General features: G+C 38.1%; 13 protein-coding genes, 2 pseudogenes and 1 riboswitch. Of the genes and pseudogenes, 1 reads left to right on the top strand and 14 read right to left on the bottom strand.

All coding sequences use genetic code 11. From position 1 onward, the window contains the following. Positions 1–3: 3 nt before the first annotated feature. From cbiB to JCM9140_RS02600, 8 genes and pseudogenes are all read right to left on the bottom strand, one after another. Complete coding sequence (gene cbiB, locus JCM9140_RS02635; protein ID WP_052002014.1) at positions 4–990, bottom strand: adenosylcobinamide-phosphate synthase CbiB; 987 nt, start codon at positions 988–990, stop codon at positions 4–6. A gap of 5 nt (positions 991–995) precedes the next feature. Further along, on the bottom strand, positions 996–2,531 hold the full coding sequence (locus JCM9140_RS02630; RefSeq protein WP_034741967.1) for a cobyric acid synthase: 1,536 nt from the start codon (positions 2,529–2,531) through the stop codon (positions 996–998). Between the two features lie 41 nt (positions 2,532–2,572). Then, positions 2,573–3,118, bottom strand: a complete 546-nt coding sequence (locus tag JCM9140_RS02625; protein WP_439644258.1) for a cob(I)yrinic acid a,c-diamide adenosyltransferase — start codon at positions 3,116–3,118, stop codon at positions 2,573–2,575. Between the two features lie 20 nt (positions 3,119–3,138). After that, a pseudogene (gene cobT, locus JCM9140_RS02620) lies at positions 3,139–4,175 on the bottom strand (nicotinate-nucleotide--dimethylbenzimidazole phosphoribosyltransferase). Continuing rightward, positions 4,172–5,551, bottom strand: coding sequence for a cobyrinic acid a,c-diamide synthase CobB (locus tag JCM9140_RS02615; RefSeq protein ID WP_034741964.1), 1,380 nt, complete (start codon positions 5,549–5,551; stop codon positions 4,172–4,174). Before JCM9140_RS02615 ends, cobT begins: the two are co-directional and overlap by 4 nt. Before the next feature lie 23 nt (positions 5,552–5,574). After that, positions 5,575–7,035, bottom strand: coding sequence for an adenosylcobinamide amidohydrolase (locus JCM9140_RS02610; protein ID WP_034741960.1), 1,461 nt, complete (start codon positions 7,033–7,035; stop codon positions 5,575–5,577). 3 nt (positions 7,036–7,038) lie between these two features. Beyond that, positions 7,039–8,103, bottom strand: a complete 1,065-nt coding sequence (locus tag JCM9140_RS02605; protein WP_034741957.1) for a FecCD family ABC transporter permease — start codon at positions 8,101–8,103, stop codon at positions 7,039–7,041. Then, entirely contained in the window at positions 8,066–9,079 is a 1,014-nt protein-coding gene (locus tag JCM9140_RS02600) for an ABC transporter substrate-binding protein (protein ID WP_034741955.1), read from the bottom strand. The genes JCM9140_RS02605 and JCM9140_RS02600 overlap by 38 nt, the downstream gene beginning before the upstream one ends. A 164-nt stretch (positions 9,080–9,243) precedes the next feature. After that, a riboswitch (cobalamin riboswitch) is annotated at positions 9,244–9,435 on the bottom strand. A 183-nt stretch (positions 9,436–9,618) separates the two neighbouring features. Here JCM9140_RS02600 and JCM9140_RS02595 point away from each other — a divergent pair. Continuing rightward, positions 9,619–10,799 (top strand): annotated as a pseudogene (locus tag JCM9140_RS02595) (GTP-binding protein). Positions 10,800–10,860: 61 nt separating this feature from the next. Here JCM9140_RS02595 and JCM9140_RS22245 read toward each other — a convergent pair. From JCM9140_RS22245 to JCM9140_RS02570, 6 genes are all read right to left on the bottom strand, one after another. After that, the gene (locus JCM9140_RS22245) at positions 10,861–11,322 is read right to left on the bottom strand and encodes a hypothetical protein (protein WP_156314729.1); all 462 of its coding nucleotides are present in this window, start codon (positions 11,320–11,322) and stop codon (positions 10,861–10,863) included. Next, positions 11,319–12,032: an FAD/NAD(P)-binding protein gene (locus JCM9140_RS22240; RefSeq protein ID WP_052002012.1), complete on the bottom strand. Its 714-nt coding sequence runs from the start codon at positions 12,030–12,032 to the stop codon at positions 11,319–11,321. Before JCM9140_RS22240 ends, JCM9140_RS22245 begins: the two co-directional genes overlap by 4 nt. A gap of 203 nt (positions 12,033–12,235) precedes the next feature. Further along, positions 12,236–13,195, bottom strand: a complete 960-nt coding sequence (locus JCM9140_RS02585) for a metal ABC transporter substrate-binding protein (RefSeq protein WP_235715257.1) — start codon at positions 13,193–13,195, stop codon at positions 12,236–12,238. Positions 13,196–13,419: 224 nt separating this feature from the next. Next, positions 13,420–14,790, bottom strand: coding sequence for a sensor histidine kinase (locus JCM9140_RS02580; RefSeq protein WP_034741950.1), 1,371 nt, complete (start codon positions 14,788–14,790; stop codon positions 13,420–13,422). Then, positions 14,791–15,459 (bottom strand): response regulator transcription factor, encoded by a 669-nt coding sequence (locus tag JCM9140_RS02575; protein ID WP_034741947.1) that lies wholly within the window; start codon positions 15,457–15,459, stop codon positions 14,791–14,793. A gap of 337 nt (positions 15,460–15,796) precedes the next feature. Beyond that, positions 15,797–17,230, bottom strand: coding sequence for a phospholipase D-like domain-containing protein (locus JCM9140_RS02570; protein ID WP_034741944.1), 1,434 nt, complete (start codon positions 17,228–17,230; stop codon positions 15,797–15,799). Positions 17,231–17,343: the final 113 nt, after the last annotated feature.

Raw genomic sequence — 17,343 nt, 5'->3', positions numbered from 1 at the left:
CACCTACATCCATCTTATTCCTAACAAAACACTAACTCCAAACATAAAAAAAACGATCCAACCTCCATGCATATAACCAATTGCTTTATTAATGTCACAGCGTCTTAACGTCCTGTACGTTTCACCCATTAGAGCTCTTTTAGACTCAACTCCATTGTAATAATTCATACCACCTAATTGAATACCTAGTAAACCTGCCACCATCGCTTCTGACCAGCCACTATTGGGACTAGGGTGCTTACGAGCGTCCCTCCAAGTAATTTTCCATGCATGTAGCTTATGCGAACCTTTTATTACAAAGGAAGCAACCCACATCGAACAGGCTGTTATTCTTGCTGGTAGCCAATTTGCAACATCATCAAGTTTCGCAGATGCTCGCCCAAAATAAAGAAATTGTTCATTTTTATGACCAACCATAGAATCTAACGTATTAATTGCTCGATACACCATTGCCAAAGGAGCCCCTCCAATGAATGCCCAAAACAATGGAGCTGTAATTCCATCAACCGTATTTTCAGCTACTGTTTCAACCGTTCCTCTAACAATTTCACTTTCAGATAGCTCCTTTGTATCACGGCCTACGATCATACTTAGCTGATATCTTGCTTCTTGTAAGTCCCCACTAGTTAGTGGGATAAAAACGTTTACTGCAGCCGAACGTAAACCCTTAATGGCAATTGTCGTTGAGATGATGTAAATTTCCACTAGCACTCCAACAAAAATATGAAAATGATACGAAACATAGACAATGAGATAGGTAACTAAAAACACTACACTTATAACGGAAACAGTAAGAAGGTATCCTTTGTTGACTATATATTTTCCTTTGTTTAATCTCGATTCAATAAACGTAATCAGCTTACCTATTTGGACAACCGGGTGTGGGATCCATTTAGGGTCTCCTATAAGCAAATCCAATAAGATAGCTGCTACAATGATAAAACAGAGCATTAAAATCGGATCATATCCTGTATCAAATACAAAAACCATTTTGATTACTTCCTTTTCTCTTCCTCATGACTACCCATTTTTTTCGAAAAGTCCCCCATCATTTGTTGAATCCTTTCTAACTGAATGCTTTCTCTAACGACATTCGCCAACATGTTAAAGCCGTCTTCTTTCTTTTTTTCAAACGACGCTCGTTGAAAAATGGGTTCAAGGCCTTTTTGAATGCGGATTTCATTGAGAAATACTTCTCTAAAAACATCATTATGAAAAATATCGTGAAAGTACGTTCCGATAATCCGTTCATTTTCTGAAACTGTCCCCTCACATCGATCAGCTAATTTCACAAGTTCGTTCCCAGTTTTTTTGTAACGAGATTCACCCATATGAATCTCATAACCAGAAACCGGAATTTCTTTTCCTTTAAATTGAGCAATTCCTTCAGATTGAATCGTCATTTTTTGCTGATTCATGAATGTTTTCATTTCGATCAGACCGAGTCCGTCAACATGGGTATATGAAGACTCCACCCCAAACTCATCTTCAATACTCTGTCCAAGCATTTGATACCCGCCACAAATACCAGCTACTGTCGTCTTCGTATCCTGTTCTAAATGCAAAATTCTGTTAGCTAAACCGGTATCGTGCAAAAACATCATGTCTTCGATCGTATTTTTGCTTCCTGGTAATATTACTAAGTCAGGTTGACCCAATTGCTCAACGTTTTGTACAAATCGCACTGAACAATCTGGTTCTTCAAAAAAAGGATCGATGTCTGTAAAGTTTGAAATAAACGGATAGCGGATCACCGCAATATCTAGCTCTTTTGAGGAATCAACCTTTGTTGCGTACTGATTTAAGACGACAGAATCTTCTGCTTCAATCCGTAAATTCTCTATGTACGGGATAACGCCTAACACAGGAATGCCTGTATATTCCTCAAACCATGTGAGACCTGGTTTGAGGAGTTCTACATCTCCTCTAAATTTATTAATAAAGACGCCCATTACTCGTTTTCGATCTTTTTCTTCTAGAAGCTGTAATGTCCCAACTAAACTTGCAAATACCCCACCTTTTTCGATGTCACCGACTAATATAACAGGAGCATTCGCCATTTGGGCTACACGCATATTAACAAGTTCACGATCATTCAAATTAATTTCAGCAGGGCTACCTGCTCCTTCAATCACAATTCGTTCATATTGTTTTGACAGCCTCTCGTAAGACTCTTTTATAATATTTAATCCTTGCTGAAAGAAATCTTGTCTATATTCTCCAGCCTGCATGTTTTTAAATACTTCCCCATGAACAACAATTTGCGATTGATATTCGCCGCTAGGTTTAATTAGAATGGGATTCATATCTGTTGTTGCCTTTATCCCACATGCTTCTGCTTGAACACCTTGAGCGCGACCAATCTCTTTTCCATCCAAGGTGATATATGAATTTAAAGCCATGTTTTGTGATTTGAACGGAGCGGTCTTATATCCTTCTTCTGTAAATATTCGACAGAGTGCTGTCACAAGCGCAGATTTCCCTGCATCCGAATGCGTCCCTTGGATCATTAATGGAATAGCGTCGTTCATAGCAAATCCCTCCTGCCTCGTTTACTCATTGGTCGAGCCAATTAAAATTCGATTCCTTTTACAGCCGGAATTCCTTCATTGTAGTAATGTTTTTCGGGTTCAATAATAGATACCAGATCTGCTAAGTCTCTTACTTCTTGCAAAGCATTTCTTCCTGTAATCACAAGATGAACATGTGTTGGTTTATTCTTAATAACATCTATCACTTCCTGTAATGGCAAAACGTCTTCGACCGGAAATGCATCGATCGCCAATGCATTATTTAATTCATCCAAAATAATAAGGTCATATTCTCCACTCATAACGGCTTCCTTTGCTTTTGGCCATCCGTTTCGTAATGCCTCTCTATGTTCTTCTGGTGTCTTTGTCCAAGTAAATCCAATTCCAAGTTGAACCATTTCAACTCCTAATTTTTTAAGAGCAATTTGTTCGCCGTATGACCGTTCAGGTGATTTAATAAACTGATAGATTTTTGATTTCAAACCTCTTCCAGTAGCTCGAACGACTAAACCAATCGCAGAAGTCGTTTTGCCTTTCCCATCACCGGTATAAACGAAAGTGAGTCCTCTTTGTTTTTCTGTTTTCATATTCCCCTCCATATAAATCGTTATGTTTTTGTCGAAACGCCTGCTGAAGTAAAGGTAGCCATTTCCTTTAACATAAGAGTTGCAGATTGAACGATTGGATAAGCTATTGCAGCTCCCGTTCCTTCCCCTAACCTTAAATGTAAATCAATTAATGGCTTCTTCTTCAATAAGCTTGTTGCAATGGCATGTCCTGGTTCGCTCGATTTATGAGCTAGAATGATGTAATCAACTACATGAGGTGCAAGTTCTTTAGCAACTAGTACAGCTGTCGTACAAATAAATCCATCTACAAGAATCGGAGTTCTATTTTCAGCAGCTGCAATCATGGCCCCTGCCATGCCCGCAATTTCTAACCCACCTATTTTCGATAGTACATCAATCGGATCCTCGCTATTTGGGTTTCGTTTTTCAATCGCTTGTTTAATAATGTTTCCTTTATGCTGCAATTGTTCCGAAGAAATTCCGGTACCCATTCCTACTACTGCATCAACTTCTTCATCGCCCAAAAAAGAAACAATTGCACTGCTTGACGTAGTGTTGCCAATTCCCATTTCACCAAGGATTAAACAGTTTATTCCTTTTTGGATCATATCTTTTGCCTGCACATACCCAACTTCAATCGCCGCTTTCGCTTCATCACGCGACATAGCATCCTCTACGAAAAAATCAGCAGTACCGTATCGGATTTTTTTGTTTATGAGTTTTGCATGTTCGAGTGAAACAGCTACACCTATATCGATAATCTCTAACTTGGCCCCTATCTGCTACTAAAAACATTAATTGCGGCTCCTTCAGTTAAAAAATTATGAACCATCTGTTCTGTGACTTCCTGTGGATAGGCCGACACTCCTTGTGCCGTAACCCCATGATCTGCTGCAAAAACGAGAATCCCTGGCTGTTCTACACTAGGAAAGTTCTCATTTTTCATTTCGGCTAACTCAATCGCAAGCTCTTCTAATCGACCTAAACTACCGATTGGTTTTGTTAATGTATCTATATACTGCTTTACTTGTTTCCCAATCTCTTTATTACGTTTTGGAATGTTATACTGTTTCATATTTTCTCCTCATTAGGCATAGTCTCCACGCATTTGCGCTTCCAATTATCAATCATATCCGGACAAGAAGCAAAATGAAAGTGGGTGTATCCAGCAACTAGATGATGGCTTACATACCCTTCCTTCCCTGTTCCTCGCATCCCTTTCGTTTCATATGCATGAAGAAAATCGTCTGATTGGTTATGAAAACTAGAATAATGATATTCATGTCCTTTTGCTACTTGATCACCAAGTAAAAAATTTTCATTCATTCCTCGGACTTCTCTATATCCTAAAGCCATTAAATGCTTCTCCATTTTTGCCACTCCAGGTATAATTCCTACCATTTCATGACTAAGGTGATCACTAGTCTTAATTGCCTCCGATAAATACATGTATCCACCACACTCTGCTAACGTGGGCATTCCTTGTTCAATTGCTTTTTTTATTGCCTTTTTTGAAATGTCATTTTGAGCAAGAGCAGGCGCAAATTCCTCAGGAAAACCACCACCAATATAGAGACCATCAACATTTGCAGGTAACGGTTCATTAGCCAATGGTGAGAAATAAACGATCTCCATGCCTTTTGCTTCCATCAGCTCTAGATTTTCAGGGTAATAAAAGTTGAAAGCTGCATCTTTTGCAACTGCTACTCGTACTACACATTGTTCAGCTCGCTTAAACATAGAAAGGCTTTTAGCAGGCAATGACTCGGCAGCAGATAGTTCTAGAAGTTGATCGAGATCAATGGTTTGACTAACAAGTTCACCCAATTGATCAAAAAAAGGCTCCAACTCGCCTCTTTCAATGGAAGGTATAAGACCCAGGTGCCTCTCAGGCATTTCAATTCCTAATTCACTCTTCACATACCCAATAACCGGAATGTTACATTCTTTCTCGACGGCGGTTTTCACTAACTGAAAATGGCCTTCACTTCCCACTTTATTTGCGATGACACCGACGATTTTTGCTTCTTCATCAAAAGTTTGAAATCCTTTTACGATAGCAGCAGCACTTCTAGCCATAGCAGAACAATCAACGACGAGAATAACCGGACTTCTCGTGATGATACTGATATCAGCTGTACTGCCATCGTTGTTTTCAGGGTTTTTCCCATCAAAAAAACCCATCACGCCTTCTAGAATAGACATATCTGCTCCTTCGCTTCCATGAGTAAATACATCTAGCAGTGTCTCCTCTGTCAGCATCCAACTGTCTAAGTTACGTGAAGCCCGTTCAGTTACTGCTGTATGATAGGAAGGGTCAATATAGTCTGGGCCACATTTAAACCCTTGAACCGTCAATCCTCGCTTCTTAAATGCGGCCATTAGACCAATTGTTACGGTTGTTTTTCCAACACCACTGCTCGTACCTGCAATCACAATTCGATTGCTCATAATAAACACCTCCAATGAAACCATTATTTTCGAAGATTCATCTCTATCGCCTTTTTTGTCGCTTCATAGACAAGCTGACCAATTCCTTTTCCCACAACTGTGCCTGAACCAGCATAAGCTGTCTGAAGCCCTTGTTGGGAAAGAGCAACTAAAAGCGCGTCGGTCGACGTACTTGTTGCAAGGGTATGCGTATGGGGATCTTTAACCTGTAGGTCATGAAGTGCTTTTACTTTCGCTTCTGTTGCGGACATATATCCGTTCACTAGTGCCCCATCAGTGAAGTGAGCATCAATGAACAACATCGTATTAATGGTACCGATTGTCCTTGCTTTTTTTGTCAATGAGTTCGAAGTGATATCCACGGCATTTCCAACACCAGCTGTAACAAGAACAAACATGGATATCCCTTCAGTTTCTTTGGACATCATAACCATATCTTTCAGTTTCACAGCTGTCATCATTCCAACTGCTAATTCAGAAGGAATACCCTTGTTTTTCATCCAGCTTTGTAAGTCAGCCTTTGGATCATCACAGTTATAGTTTTTATCAACATGAAAATTACAAAAATGTTGTAACCATTGAATGCCTTCTCCTAACACCCCATTGGATATTGTCTTAAGCGGTTTCTCAAATTGAACATGGATATATTGGTCATTTTGCTTGATGTTATAGGACTCACTAAATGGGAAATCTCCAGTTGGTTCGGAATAATTTGGTGTCATGAGGAGTTGTGGTTTAGGTAAAGTTGGATGTGACTGTGTTTTAACTTCCACTTCATACACTGTTTTTAATTGGTCTGCTTTTCGTAGTGTATTCACATCGCCAACTTCTAGAAATTTGCCTTCGTGAAGGAGTCCAACACGATCTGCATATAAAGATGCAACATTTAGATCATGTAAAATCGCAAAAACGGTCAAATCTTTTTCTTTTTGTCGCTTTTTAATAAGATCTAGCATTTGAAAAGTATGCTTAATATCTAAATGATTCGTAGGTTCATCTAACAATAAAATTTCTGGCTCTTGGGCTAACGCTTTTGCTAGCAATACTCTTTGTTTTTCTCCTCCACTTATCATTCGAAACTGTGTTTTACGATAGTGACTAACTTGAGTTAGTTCCATCACTTCATTAATCACGTCTCTGTCTCGTTTTGATAATTGTTTGAGCAACCCCTTTTGATGAGGATAACGGCCTAAACTAATAATCTCTTCAACTGTATAATCAAACGAAACGTGAATTTCCTGAGATAGAACAGCTACTTTTTTTGCTTTTTCGAGCTTTGACATCGAAAGAATGGGGATACCAGATAAGAGAATATCTCCACTTTCAATAGGTAGCTGGCCTGTAATCAGTTTAAATAACGTCGTCTTGCCACTTCCATTGGGACCTAAAAGGGTAAAGAATTCACCTTTTTTTATATTCAAATGAAGGTCACTAATGATCGTATTGTTTCCATAACCTCCAACTAAGCTGCATACTTCAATCATCTGTTATCCCCTCCTTCCGATTCTTTCTTTAATTAGCAGTAGAGCAAATACTGGCGCCCCAATTAAAGCTGTAATCACACCGATAGGTAATTCTTTTGGTGCAATAATCGTTCTAGCAACAAGATCGGCTAAAATCAGAAAAGCCCCACCCGTAAGCATGGATAACGGCAGAACATGACGATGGTTCGGTCCTGTGAGCAAACGGACAAGATGTGGGATGACTAGTCCAACAAAGCCAATTGATCCCGAAACAGCAACAGCTGCTCCTGTTAATAACGAAGCCCCAATTAAAATATAAGTTTTTCCTCTTTTTACATCGACCCCAATATGGTCCGCTGCATCTTCTCCTAAAGCCAACGCATTTAATTCCCGATAATGCATAAAAAGAATAAAGGCACCGACAACCATAAAAGGAATGATTAACTGAACATGACTCCATCCTCTCATCCCTACACTGCCATACAGCCAATAAATAATTTGGGTCATCGAATCACGATCACCTAAAGAGATAATAAGAGACGTTATCGCACCAATAAAGGCACTAATGATGATCCCCGCAAGAATGATGGTTTCAATTGCTAAACTTCTACTACTTAATCGAACAAGTCCAAAGACAATTAATAATGTCAGAAAACCACTAGCAATTGCCACAACTGGCAACGTAAAGCTGCCTAAGCCAACAATGGTTATTTGAAAAAACAATACACAAACGGCGCCTAAAGCAGCACCTGATGACACGCCAATCGTATAAGGGTCAGCTAATGGGTTTCTTAGAAGTCCCTGAAAGGCAGCACCTGCTAGTGCTAGCGATGCTCCAACAAAAAGGGCAAGTAGTACTCTTGGAAACCGAATGTTCCAAATGATCATTTCCTCATTTCTCGGAACATCATTCAACCAACCGAGACCGAAACTGTTTTCTGCTACAATATGTAATATGGTTGGTACAGGAATCACGACACTACTCACTAATAAGCCAAGGAGGGCTGTACCAAGTACAAACCCTCCGCTTAATATATACAACCAAACAATTTTACTTTTTAAATACTTCTGGATAGATAAGTTCTGCAAGTGTCTCGACTCCTTCGATTAAACGAGGACCAGGTCTTACAACCGTATCATTATCTACATCAAATACTTGTTCTTCCTTCACAGCTGGAACCTCAGCCCAACCGTCACGTGATAGGACTTCGTCTTTAGGGTTTTCTACATAATAACCGTATGTCGTAATAATAACATCAGGATTAAGCTGAACAATTTCTTCTTCTGTTAAACTTACCCAACCTTCATGATCTTCTGCTGCATTAATGGCTTGAATCGATTCTAACATTTCATGCATAAATGTTCCTTGTCCCGTTGTAAAAATGTCTGGTGAAGGCGAAACTTCTACCCATACTTTTTTCTTATCGGTGATCGATTCTTCAGCTAGTGTCTTAAGAGCATCATGGCGCTCTTGCATATCAGCAATAATGGCACTTGCTTGTTCTTGTGCTCCAAGAGCAGTCGCAATCATGTTGATTTTTTCATATACATCATCAAATGATGTAGCACTTCCGACAACAACAACATTAATTCCTGCTTCTTCATATTGCTCTAAAATATCAGCGTGAGTGCTGTAATGATAATCTGTCACTAAAGCCACATCTGGAAGCAGTGTTAAAATAAGTTCTGCATTCATATCTTGTCCGCCTACCTTTTCAATTTCCAATACTTCTGGCGGATAATTATCAAAATCTGAAACACCAACTACTTTATCCCCTTGACCAAGAGCAAAAGTAATTTCTGTATTACTTGGTTGGATGGAAACAACAGTTTCTGGCTCCGACTCAATTGTTATTTCGCGGTCTGCATCGTCAACAAATGTTACTGGGAACTGGTCTCCCGTCTCTTCTTCTACAGCATCATCCGTTTCAGCAATTTCTTCTTCATTTTCTGCTGGTTCACCTTGCTCGTTTTGTTCGACCGTGCCACAGCCTACAATAATAGACATCGCGACAAATAAAACAAGACCTAGTAAACCCCACTTCTTCAAAAACTCAAAACTCATTTTCTTACCCCCTTAATTTATGAGCAACAAAAAAAACGCTTGTCCGATGGAAAAGCGTGAATGTAAAAGGTACAGATTGGATCTAGTTCATGCTAACCAACACAATCGCCGTCTGCGAATGGATCGCAAACATCCTGCACTTTTAAACATTCCTTTCCTCGAGGAAGCTTAAAGACAAATAGGCAGGTCTCCTGACTTACGAATCATTGTCGATTATCCTTCCCATGCTAACTCGCACAGTGGACGATACTAATCTTCCTCATCGTTTACAGTGGCGGGACCGTGTTGGACTTGCACCAACTTCCCTCTTAGTTTAGAACGAAACGTTCCTAAAAACCTATTTGCTCGATATTCAATTTTGCTCTAAAAGCATTATAAGAGAGTTTTCGTTCCTTGTAAACTAAATTTCGACTTTCCTCAACAAAAAGCCCCTATTTCATCCTTTTCACAATACCCCTCTTTACAAAGATAAAAAAGAAAGCTAAAATACAAATCGTAATCATTACTATTTATTTTTATCTATCAAAGGAGATATTTAAATGAAACAAATACCTGTTACCGTCTTAAGTGGATACTTAGGTTCTGGTAAAACCACTTTACTAAATCACATTCTCAGCAATCGTGAAGGTTTAAAAGTAGCTGTTATTGTAAATGACATGAGTGAAGTAAACATTGATGCAAAACTAATTAAAAATACTGGTATTTTTAGGACGGAAGAGAAGTTGGTTGAGTTACAGAATGGCTGTATATGCTGTACACTTAGGAAGATTTGATGAAGGAAGTCGAGCGCATTGTTGATGCCGGTAGTGTTGACTATATTGTCATTGAATCATCTGGCATTAGTGAACCTGTTCCCGTTGCCCAGACATTCACATATATTGATGAAGAAACAGGAATTGATTTAACAAAAAAATGCAAGTTAGATACGATGGTGACCGTAGTAGATGCAAATCGTTTTTGGGAAGACTATGCTTCAGGAGAATCACTGCTAGATCGCAAGGAGGGTACAGATGAGTCTGATACACGTGAAATATCTGATCTTCTTGTCGATCAAATTGAATTTGCCAATGTTATTATCTTAAATAAAGTTGAGATGTTACAAAAAGTCGATTTGGATGAGTTAGTTCAATTCATGAGAAAACTTAATTCTGACGCGACCATCCTCCCTACATCTTTTTCCAATGTCGAATTATCTACCATTTTACAAACGGAAAAATTTGATTTTGAGAAAGTAAGTCAATATGCTGGCTGGATTAAAGAATTAAATGAAGAACATACACCTGAGACAGAGGAATACGGGGTTTCTTCTTTTGTCTATCGTAGCAGAAAACCATTTCATCCTGAGCGTTTAATGAACTGGTTAGAGGATTGGCCTACCGATGTTGTCCGTGCAAAAGGCTTCATTTGGGTAGCATCTCGAAACAATATGGCTGGGTTAATCTCTCAATCAGGATCTTTAGTAACGATACAAGGCGCAGGAGAATGGGTAGCAGCATACCCAGAAGACGAAAGAAAACAAACACTTCTAGAAGACCCAGAACTTCAAGAAAAATGGGATCCGAAATTCGGTGACCGTATGACAGAGCTCGTTTTCATTGGAATTGATATGGATCATAAGGAAGTGAAAGATTCGCTTGATAAATGTTTACTAACAGATAAAGAAATGACACAAGATTGGTCGACATTGTATGATCCGCTTCCACAGTATATTGAAGCTTAAGATATACGAAAAAGCTGTTGAAACTATTCAACAGCTTTTTTTATTATACTTTGTCCGTCCACTAAATCAATTGAGAAACTATTCTCTCGGCTCCTCTTCGAGCTCCAGAAATATTGCGGGCAACTGGTCCAACAACCAGTTCTGAAAGTGCACCTATTACATAAAGATTCTTTCCCCACTCTAACGACTTTTCTGAAATAATAGGGTAGCCACACGTCGCACATTGCAAGTGTTCTTTTTCAATGGTCTCATTTAACCAATGAATCCCTGGAGGAGTGGCGTGAAAACCTGTCGCTAATAACACTCGATCTGCTACTGTTGATCCATGATTTAAGGTCAAGTAAATTTGGCTGTCTTTATAACTTGCTTCCGCAACTTCATCCAAAATAATGTCTAGTCGACCTGCACGCTCTTCCCGTAGCAATCTCATTTTTAGTTCTTGCGGAACAGATCCCCGGTACCTTGCTTGCATAATCATCTGCCTTCTTTTCTTTAAACATGTTACTTTTTCAAACGATTTCATATGTTTCGGCCCAAGCAACCTGGGTCTGAATCAAACGGATGGGTTCTTATAGAATGTCTTGTAAGCAATTGTACCTTTCCTGGTTTTTGTTTACTCCATTTGAGTGCGGTATGGATAGCGCTAATTCCCCCACCCACAATCAATAGTTTCTCTTGATGCCCTATAGGTCTCTTCTTTGGTTGATCGTAAATATGATTAATATCTGCCCCCTCTTGTTGTAAATCACTAGCCCATATCGGTAAATGCGGATGATCACTTAGTCCAATCGCAAGCACAACATTTTTACTTTCAATCATTTTTCCATCCGTTAAGAAGATTCTCCATCTTTGTTTAAAGCGCTCAACCTTCTCCACTTTTCCTGTAATCCAACTGTCTTTTAATTTAATTTCTTCAAACAGCATATCACAATGCGTATTAAAAATTTCCAATGATGGCCTATTATAAGGACCGTAGAAATGCTTACTTTGTTTACCAAATTTCCCTTTTGCAAATTTTTCAAGTGCAAACGGATCTATGTCAAGATGATGAATGGATGGTGAGCGCAAGTAAGGCATCTCAATTTCCTTTGTACATCTTTTCCACGTTGCTAACGGTTCTGTATTGGGGTCAATAATAGCTAAATTACATCGATTTATTCGACCTGTTTTCAATAAGTAATTAGCAAGAGTACACCCTTGTATTCCTCCGCCTATAATCGTCCATTCCAACAAAACATAACCCTTCTTTCTCAACTTGATTTAAATCGTAATTATTACGTTTTATTGTATAGGATTATTCGTCTGGAATCAAACATAAAAAAAGAAAGCAGCCCAAAATTAATTGAGCTACTTTCTTCGTTTTTTAGATTAACTGCTTTTGCATGGTGTGATGTTCTTGATTCTTATGTTCAATAACCTTAGCAAATACAGCTTACTTATTTCAAACCATTTACAAATGTATCCACATTATGCTTCATCATTAAAATGTATGTCTCAGCACCACTGCCTTCTTGACCAATAGCATCTGTGTATACTTCACCAGCAATTTCAACACCTGTATCACCTGCTACAGATTCCATATATCGACGGTCAACTGTTGTTTCAACAAAGATTGCAGGAATGCTTTGATCATTTACAACATCAATGACACGTGCAATTTGTCCTGGTGTACCTTCTTCATGTGAATTGATTTCCCAAACACCTTCTGTTTGGAACCCGTATGCTTCACCAAAATATTTGAAAGCATCTTCACTTACAACAATGACTCGATTTTCTTCAGGAATTGCCTCAATTTCAGCTTTAATATAAGCGTCTAGTTCTTCTAGCTCAGCTAAATAAGCATCAGCATTTTCGCGATACGTGCTTTCTCCAGCTGGGTCGCGTTCAATTAAATCCGCAACGATCGCTTCTACATATAATTGTACGTTTGCTACACTCATCCAAGCATGAGGATCTTCTTCCTCGTCTCCTCCTAACATAATAGGTGTAACACCATCACTTACTGAAATAACTTCAACATCTCCAACACTCTCAACTAACTTTTCTAGCCATTCCTCTAGCCCAAGACCATTAACATAGAACACATCTGAATCACTAACTTTTCGAAAATCACTTGGAACTGGCTCGTATTCATGTGGTTCTTCACCAATTGGAACAATATATTCTACCGTACCTCTGTCTCCTACAATGGTACTAATAACATCGCCTAAGATAGAAAAACTAGTTGTGATAAACAATTCATCTTCTTCAGCTACTTCAATGGCCTCATCTATTGCCCCCGTTGTTTCTTGTTCTTCGGCAACCTCTTCTTGTTGTGTCTCTTCAGCGTTACAACCAACAAACATGAAAAGCGCAAAACCTATAACAAACATCAATAAAATCTTTTTTCTTAACACTGTTTTCCTCTCCTTTTTCATTCATTTATTTTTTACCACCGCTAATTATCTTGTACAAAGGAAACTTTTTGGATAAAAAAATATATGTTTCCCTAATGCAACAATTATATTTTTACACAACATTGCTCGTTTTGTCTAGAGTATTTAGAAAAATGCTACGTTTTTATTTTTAATAAGAACGCGAAAGCCCAACTTATGGTATAAATTGGGCTTTCAGCTCCCTTTTATTCTGATGTCTTTTTCCTTTCATCCTCATTCGGAATGGTTACCGTAAAAATGGATCCTTTCCCTTCTTCACTTTCAACATCTATTGAGAACTTGTGAATCATTAAGATCTTTTCAACAATCGATAAGCCAAGTCCGTTTCCGGAAACTTTGTTACTTCTAGCTTTGTCAACTTTATAAAATCGATCAAATAGATAAGGGATGGACTCTGCTGGAATGCCTTTCCCTGTATCCTTGATGCTGACTTTAATATTTTTACCTTTTTCAACTTCTATACGAATGCTCTCATTCTGATGTGAGTATTTAATCGCGTTTGTAAGTAGATTAAGCCAAACTTGCTCTAACAAATCTTGATCGGCATACACTTCAACAGACTCCAATTCCAAAGAAATTTGCAGATTTTTCTGCTTCCACTGAGGTTCTGTTGCCAAAACGGTTCTTCTTATTTGCTCATCAAGCCTATACGTCTCAGGATGATAAGGATGATGCTCTGAATCAAGTGAAGCAAGTCTTAATAAATTTTCACTAAGCCTTGAGAGTCTCTCCGTCTCCTGATAGATGATGTCCAAATACTCTTTTTGATGCTGTTTCGGTACGACTTCATCTCTTATCGCTTTAGTAAACCCTCTGATCGATGTTAGAGGTGATTGAATTTCATGCGAGACACTGCTAACAAAGTCTTCACGCATTTTATCAATTTTTTCTACTTCAGTTGCCATATGATTAAAGCTTGTAATTAACTCGCCCACTTCATCTTTATTTTTGCTCTTTAATCGAACAGAAAAATTTCCTTTTGCCATTTCTTTTGCTGCATCGGTTAATTTTTTGATCGGATTAACGAGATACCGTGAAGAAAATACAATCAATAAGCTTCCTATTAGAAGGACTAGAAATAAGGCAAAATGAATGACCCTTTTAAACCCACTTAACTCCTCCTCATAGCTTAGATGAACAAACATCGCATAAGTCTCACCCAAAATTTCTATCGGCATCCCAACAACCCTCGTCGCTTCTCTCTTTCCATAAGGGAGGATGGTTGGGTTCTGTCCAACTGTTTGAAACAAACTTTCGATTGCTTCTGTCGGAACATCGGTGGGGAAAGTGGTCTCTATAAATGGTACCCCATCCTCATTTACAATCAAGATGTCAAAATAATACGTTTGTAATGTTTCTATCAGCTCTGGAATATTCTCCGGGCCAGATCTCTCAATTAATTCAGCAACTCCAGTGGTCACATGTGCAACCTCTTCATCAAAGATCATTTCACTATGAAAAAAGAATGAAGTGACTAAATAGGATGTTATTAAGCTTATGATGACGACACTAATAAAAATGAAGACAATTTTTACATATAGACTTTTTTTAAACACCTATACTTCCTCCAACCTATATCCTAAACCTCTAACGGTTGTAATCGTTAAATCAGGAAAAGGTACGACATGTTCACGTAAACGCTTAATATGAACATCAACTGTTCTTTCATCACCTTCATAATCATATCCCCATATTTGCTCAATAAGTTGAGTTCGGGTAAAAATCTTCCCGGGTGAATTGGCTAACATAAAAAGCAGTTCACATTCTTTTTTCTTTAAATGGACGGCGTTATCAGGCGATTCAATCACATGTTTCTCTAAATCAATTGTAATTGACCCAATTTTTACAATATGGTCTGACATAACATTGTACCTCTTTAATAAAGCTTTTACTCGTAGGATCAATTCAACTGGATCAAATGGTTTCACTAAATAATCATCTGTGCCTGCGTTAAATCCTTTTACTTTATCATGCGATTCCCCTTTTGCTGTCACCATTAAAATAGGGATATTTAAAAAGGACCGAATGTCTTCAGTTAACTCAATTCCATCTATTTCAGGCATCATGACATCCACAATTGCTAAATCAACTTGCTGATGTGAAAGAACGTCCAGAGCCTCTTTTCCGTCAGATGCTTCTATTACTGAAAACTGACTATTTTCAAGATAAAGCCTTATTAATTTACGAATATGAGAATCATCATCGACTACTAAAATTCTATTCACTTTTCTTCATCCCCTTATTTTCATGTAAAAAGAACTATAGATGAGAATAGCATTATTTTATGAACTGTTCATGAACTAACTTTATGAAATCGTTCATTTAATTACGAATTAATCTTAAGACAAGATTGTTATGGATGTTTTAACGTTTTTATTTGGGAAAACGTTCGATTGCACTTTAACCGCTCACTTTCCACGCTACCTCTCGCTTTCTTACTCTGAACGGCGGGATTGCCTCTCCGTTTCACTTTATATTTACCAACAATCAATAGCAACCATTCCTACGAAAAGAGTCTCATACAAAAAAGGCCATTCCCAAACTTGAGAATAACCTATCTTGTTATAGTAAATATTGAAAATGCCTTGTAACCCTATTTAATACTGTTGTTAAGCCTCTCTTAAAAAAGGAAACCTTAGAAGGTTCTATAGTAGGATCCTCAACATAAGCCCCGTCGCCAGCTACTAGCAGGCTATCTTTTTCAATCTTACAATCAATGTTACTCTCTAAAAGGTCTGCAAACTCCTTACTATCAATTATTACAACAGATTCTGTACTAAGATAAGCGCTCCTAGAATCTAGATTAAATGATCCAACAACGCTTATTCTGCTATCAAAAATGTATGTTTTTGTATGAAGGGACTCTGTCGTACTTTGGTATTCATATAATAAAAAGTCGGAGTGGGCAAACTTCTTCCGGTGCTGCATATAACCAGAATAAGCTAAAACGTTTGGCGTTGCTGCTAATGAATTCGTTAAAATAATCATATTTGTAGCAGACAGATTCCTTATTTCACCATAATTAATCATGTTATTCTTTGGAATGATATACGGACTTTGGATATAAATTGAATTCTCGGCTTGATTCATTAATCCTTTTATCGTTTCCCATACGATTGGCTCTTTATGGAAGCGTTCAATGGGATTATGATGAAACGTTATCCCTGTTGTCGGAACTGATTGATCAATCCAATTGTATTCTTTCTGAAAGACGTTTGTATATTTGTTCTTTACTTGTTTAAGCTCTATTAACCTTTTCTCCCCTCTATGTTTCTGTTTTTTTGTGACAGACCTAATCGCTTTTTTTGTGTAATCATGATTCCAAACAAGTTCATAATAATCTTTAATCTCACTTATCACGCTTTCTTCTATCATTTCAGGCAGAGTATTTAAAATGACCACATCCCGATCATACTTAGCCCCTTCATACCCTTCTGGTGCAAAATAGGAATCACCAATGTTTCTTCCACCTATCATAGCCATTTCTTGATCAACGATCATGATCTTATCATGAAGTCTATTATTCCATGTCCAGGGACGAAGTGCATCAAATGGCTCGTAGAACTTAATTTCAATATTTGGATGAGCTGCAAAAGCATAAATAATGTCTTTGTTATTGCCTCTTAAATGATGAAGAATGCCGTCAAGGATCAAACGAACTTGAACACCTCGATTAGCCGCATCTACTATACTCGTAAAGAAAAGATCACTTGCTGTTCCCTCATGAATCGTATGATAAGCGATGTCTAGTGAATTCTGTGCTTGTTGTATTAAATGAATCCGTGCCAAAAACGCTTCTTCCCTCTCTTCAACGAGCACTACGCGATCTTGAGACTCCTCATGGTTTGATTCCTCCAATAGTCTCTCTTGTTCATTTGTCATAACTGTAATTGGTTGAAATCTAAAAAGATATAGACCAAATATCAAGGCATATAATATATAAAGCCCCATAATGCCAGCAGTGATCCAGAGCAATGTTGCTTTCAAACGAACCAAACCTCCTCCTTTTTTATTAAAATATGACCGAATGCATGTCCGGTTACCTTTAGAAAAAAGTACGATTATTTTTACATAAAAAAGAAACGGGGTGTCCCTAAAAAGTCTGATAT

The sequence above is a fragment of the Halalkalibacter wakoensis JCM 9140 genome (assembly GCF_000513095.1).
GTDB classification, from domain to species: Bacteria; Bacillota; Bacilli; order Bacillales; family Bacillaceae_D; genus Halalkalibacter; species Halalkalibacter wakoensis.
The sequence above is the reverse complement of the archived record's forward strand: the minus strand, read 5'-3'. Positions and strand labels throughout refer to the sequence as shown.

Coding starts and splice junctions, on each gene's coding strand:
- JCM9140_RS02615 (WP_034741964.1), bottom strand. CDS start 5,551: ATGAGCAATCGAATTGTGATTGCAGGTACGAGCAGTGGTGTTGGAAAA.
- JCM9140_RS02610 (WP_034741960.1), bottom strand. CDS start 7,035: ATGATTGAAGTATGCAGCTTAGTTGGAGGTTATGGAAACAATACGATC.
- cbiB (WP_052002014.1), bottom strand. CDS start 990: ATGGTTTTTGTATTTGATACAGGATATGATCCGATTTTAATGCTCTGT.
- JCM9140_RS02600 (WP_034741955.1), bottom strand. CDS start 9,079: ATGAGTTTTGAGTTTTTGAAGAAGTGGGGTTTACTAGGTCTTGTTTTA.
- JCM9140_RS02630 (WP_034741967.1), bottom strand. CDS start 2,531: ATGAACGACGCTATTCCATTAATGATCCAAGGGACGCATTCGGATGCA.
- JCM9140_RS02625 (WP_439644258.1), bottom strand. CDS start 3,118: ATGAAAACAGAAAAACAAAGAGGACTCACTTTCGTTTATACCGGTGAT.
- JCM9140_RS22245 (WP_156314729.1), bottom strand. CDS start 11,322: ATGAAATCGTTTGAAAAAGTAACATGTTTAAAGAAAAGAAGGCAGATG.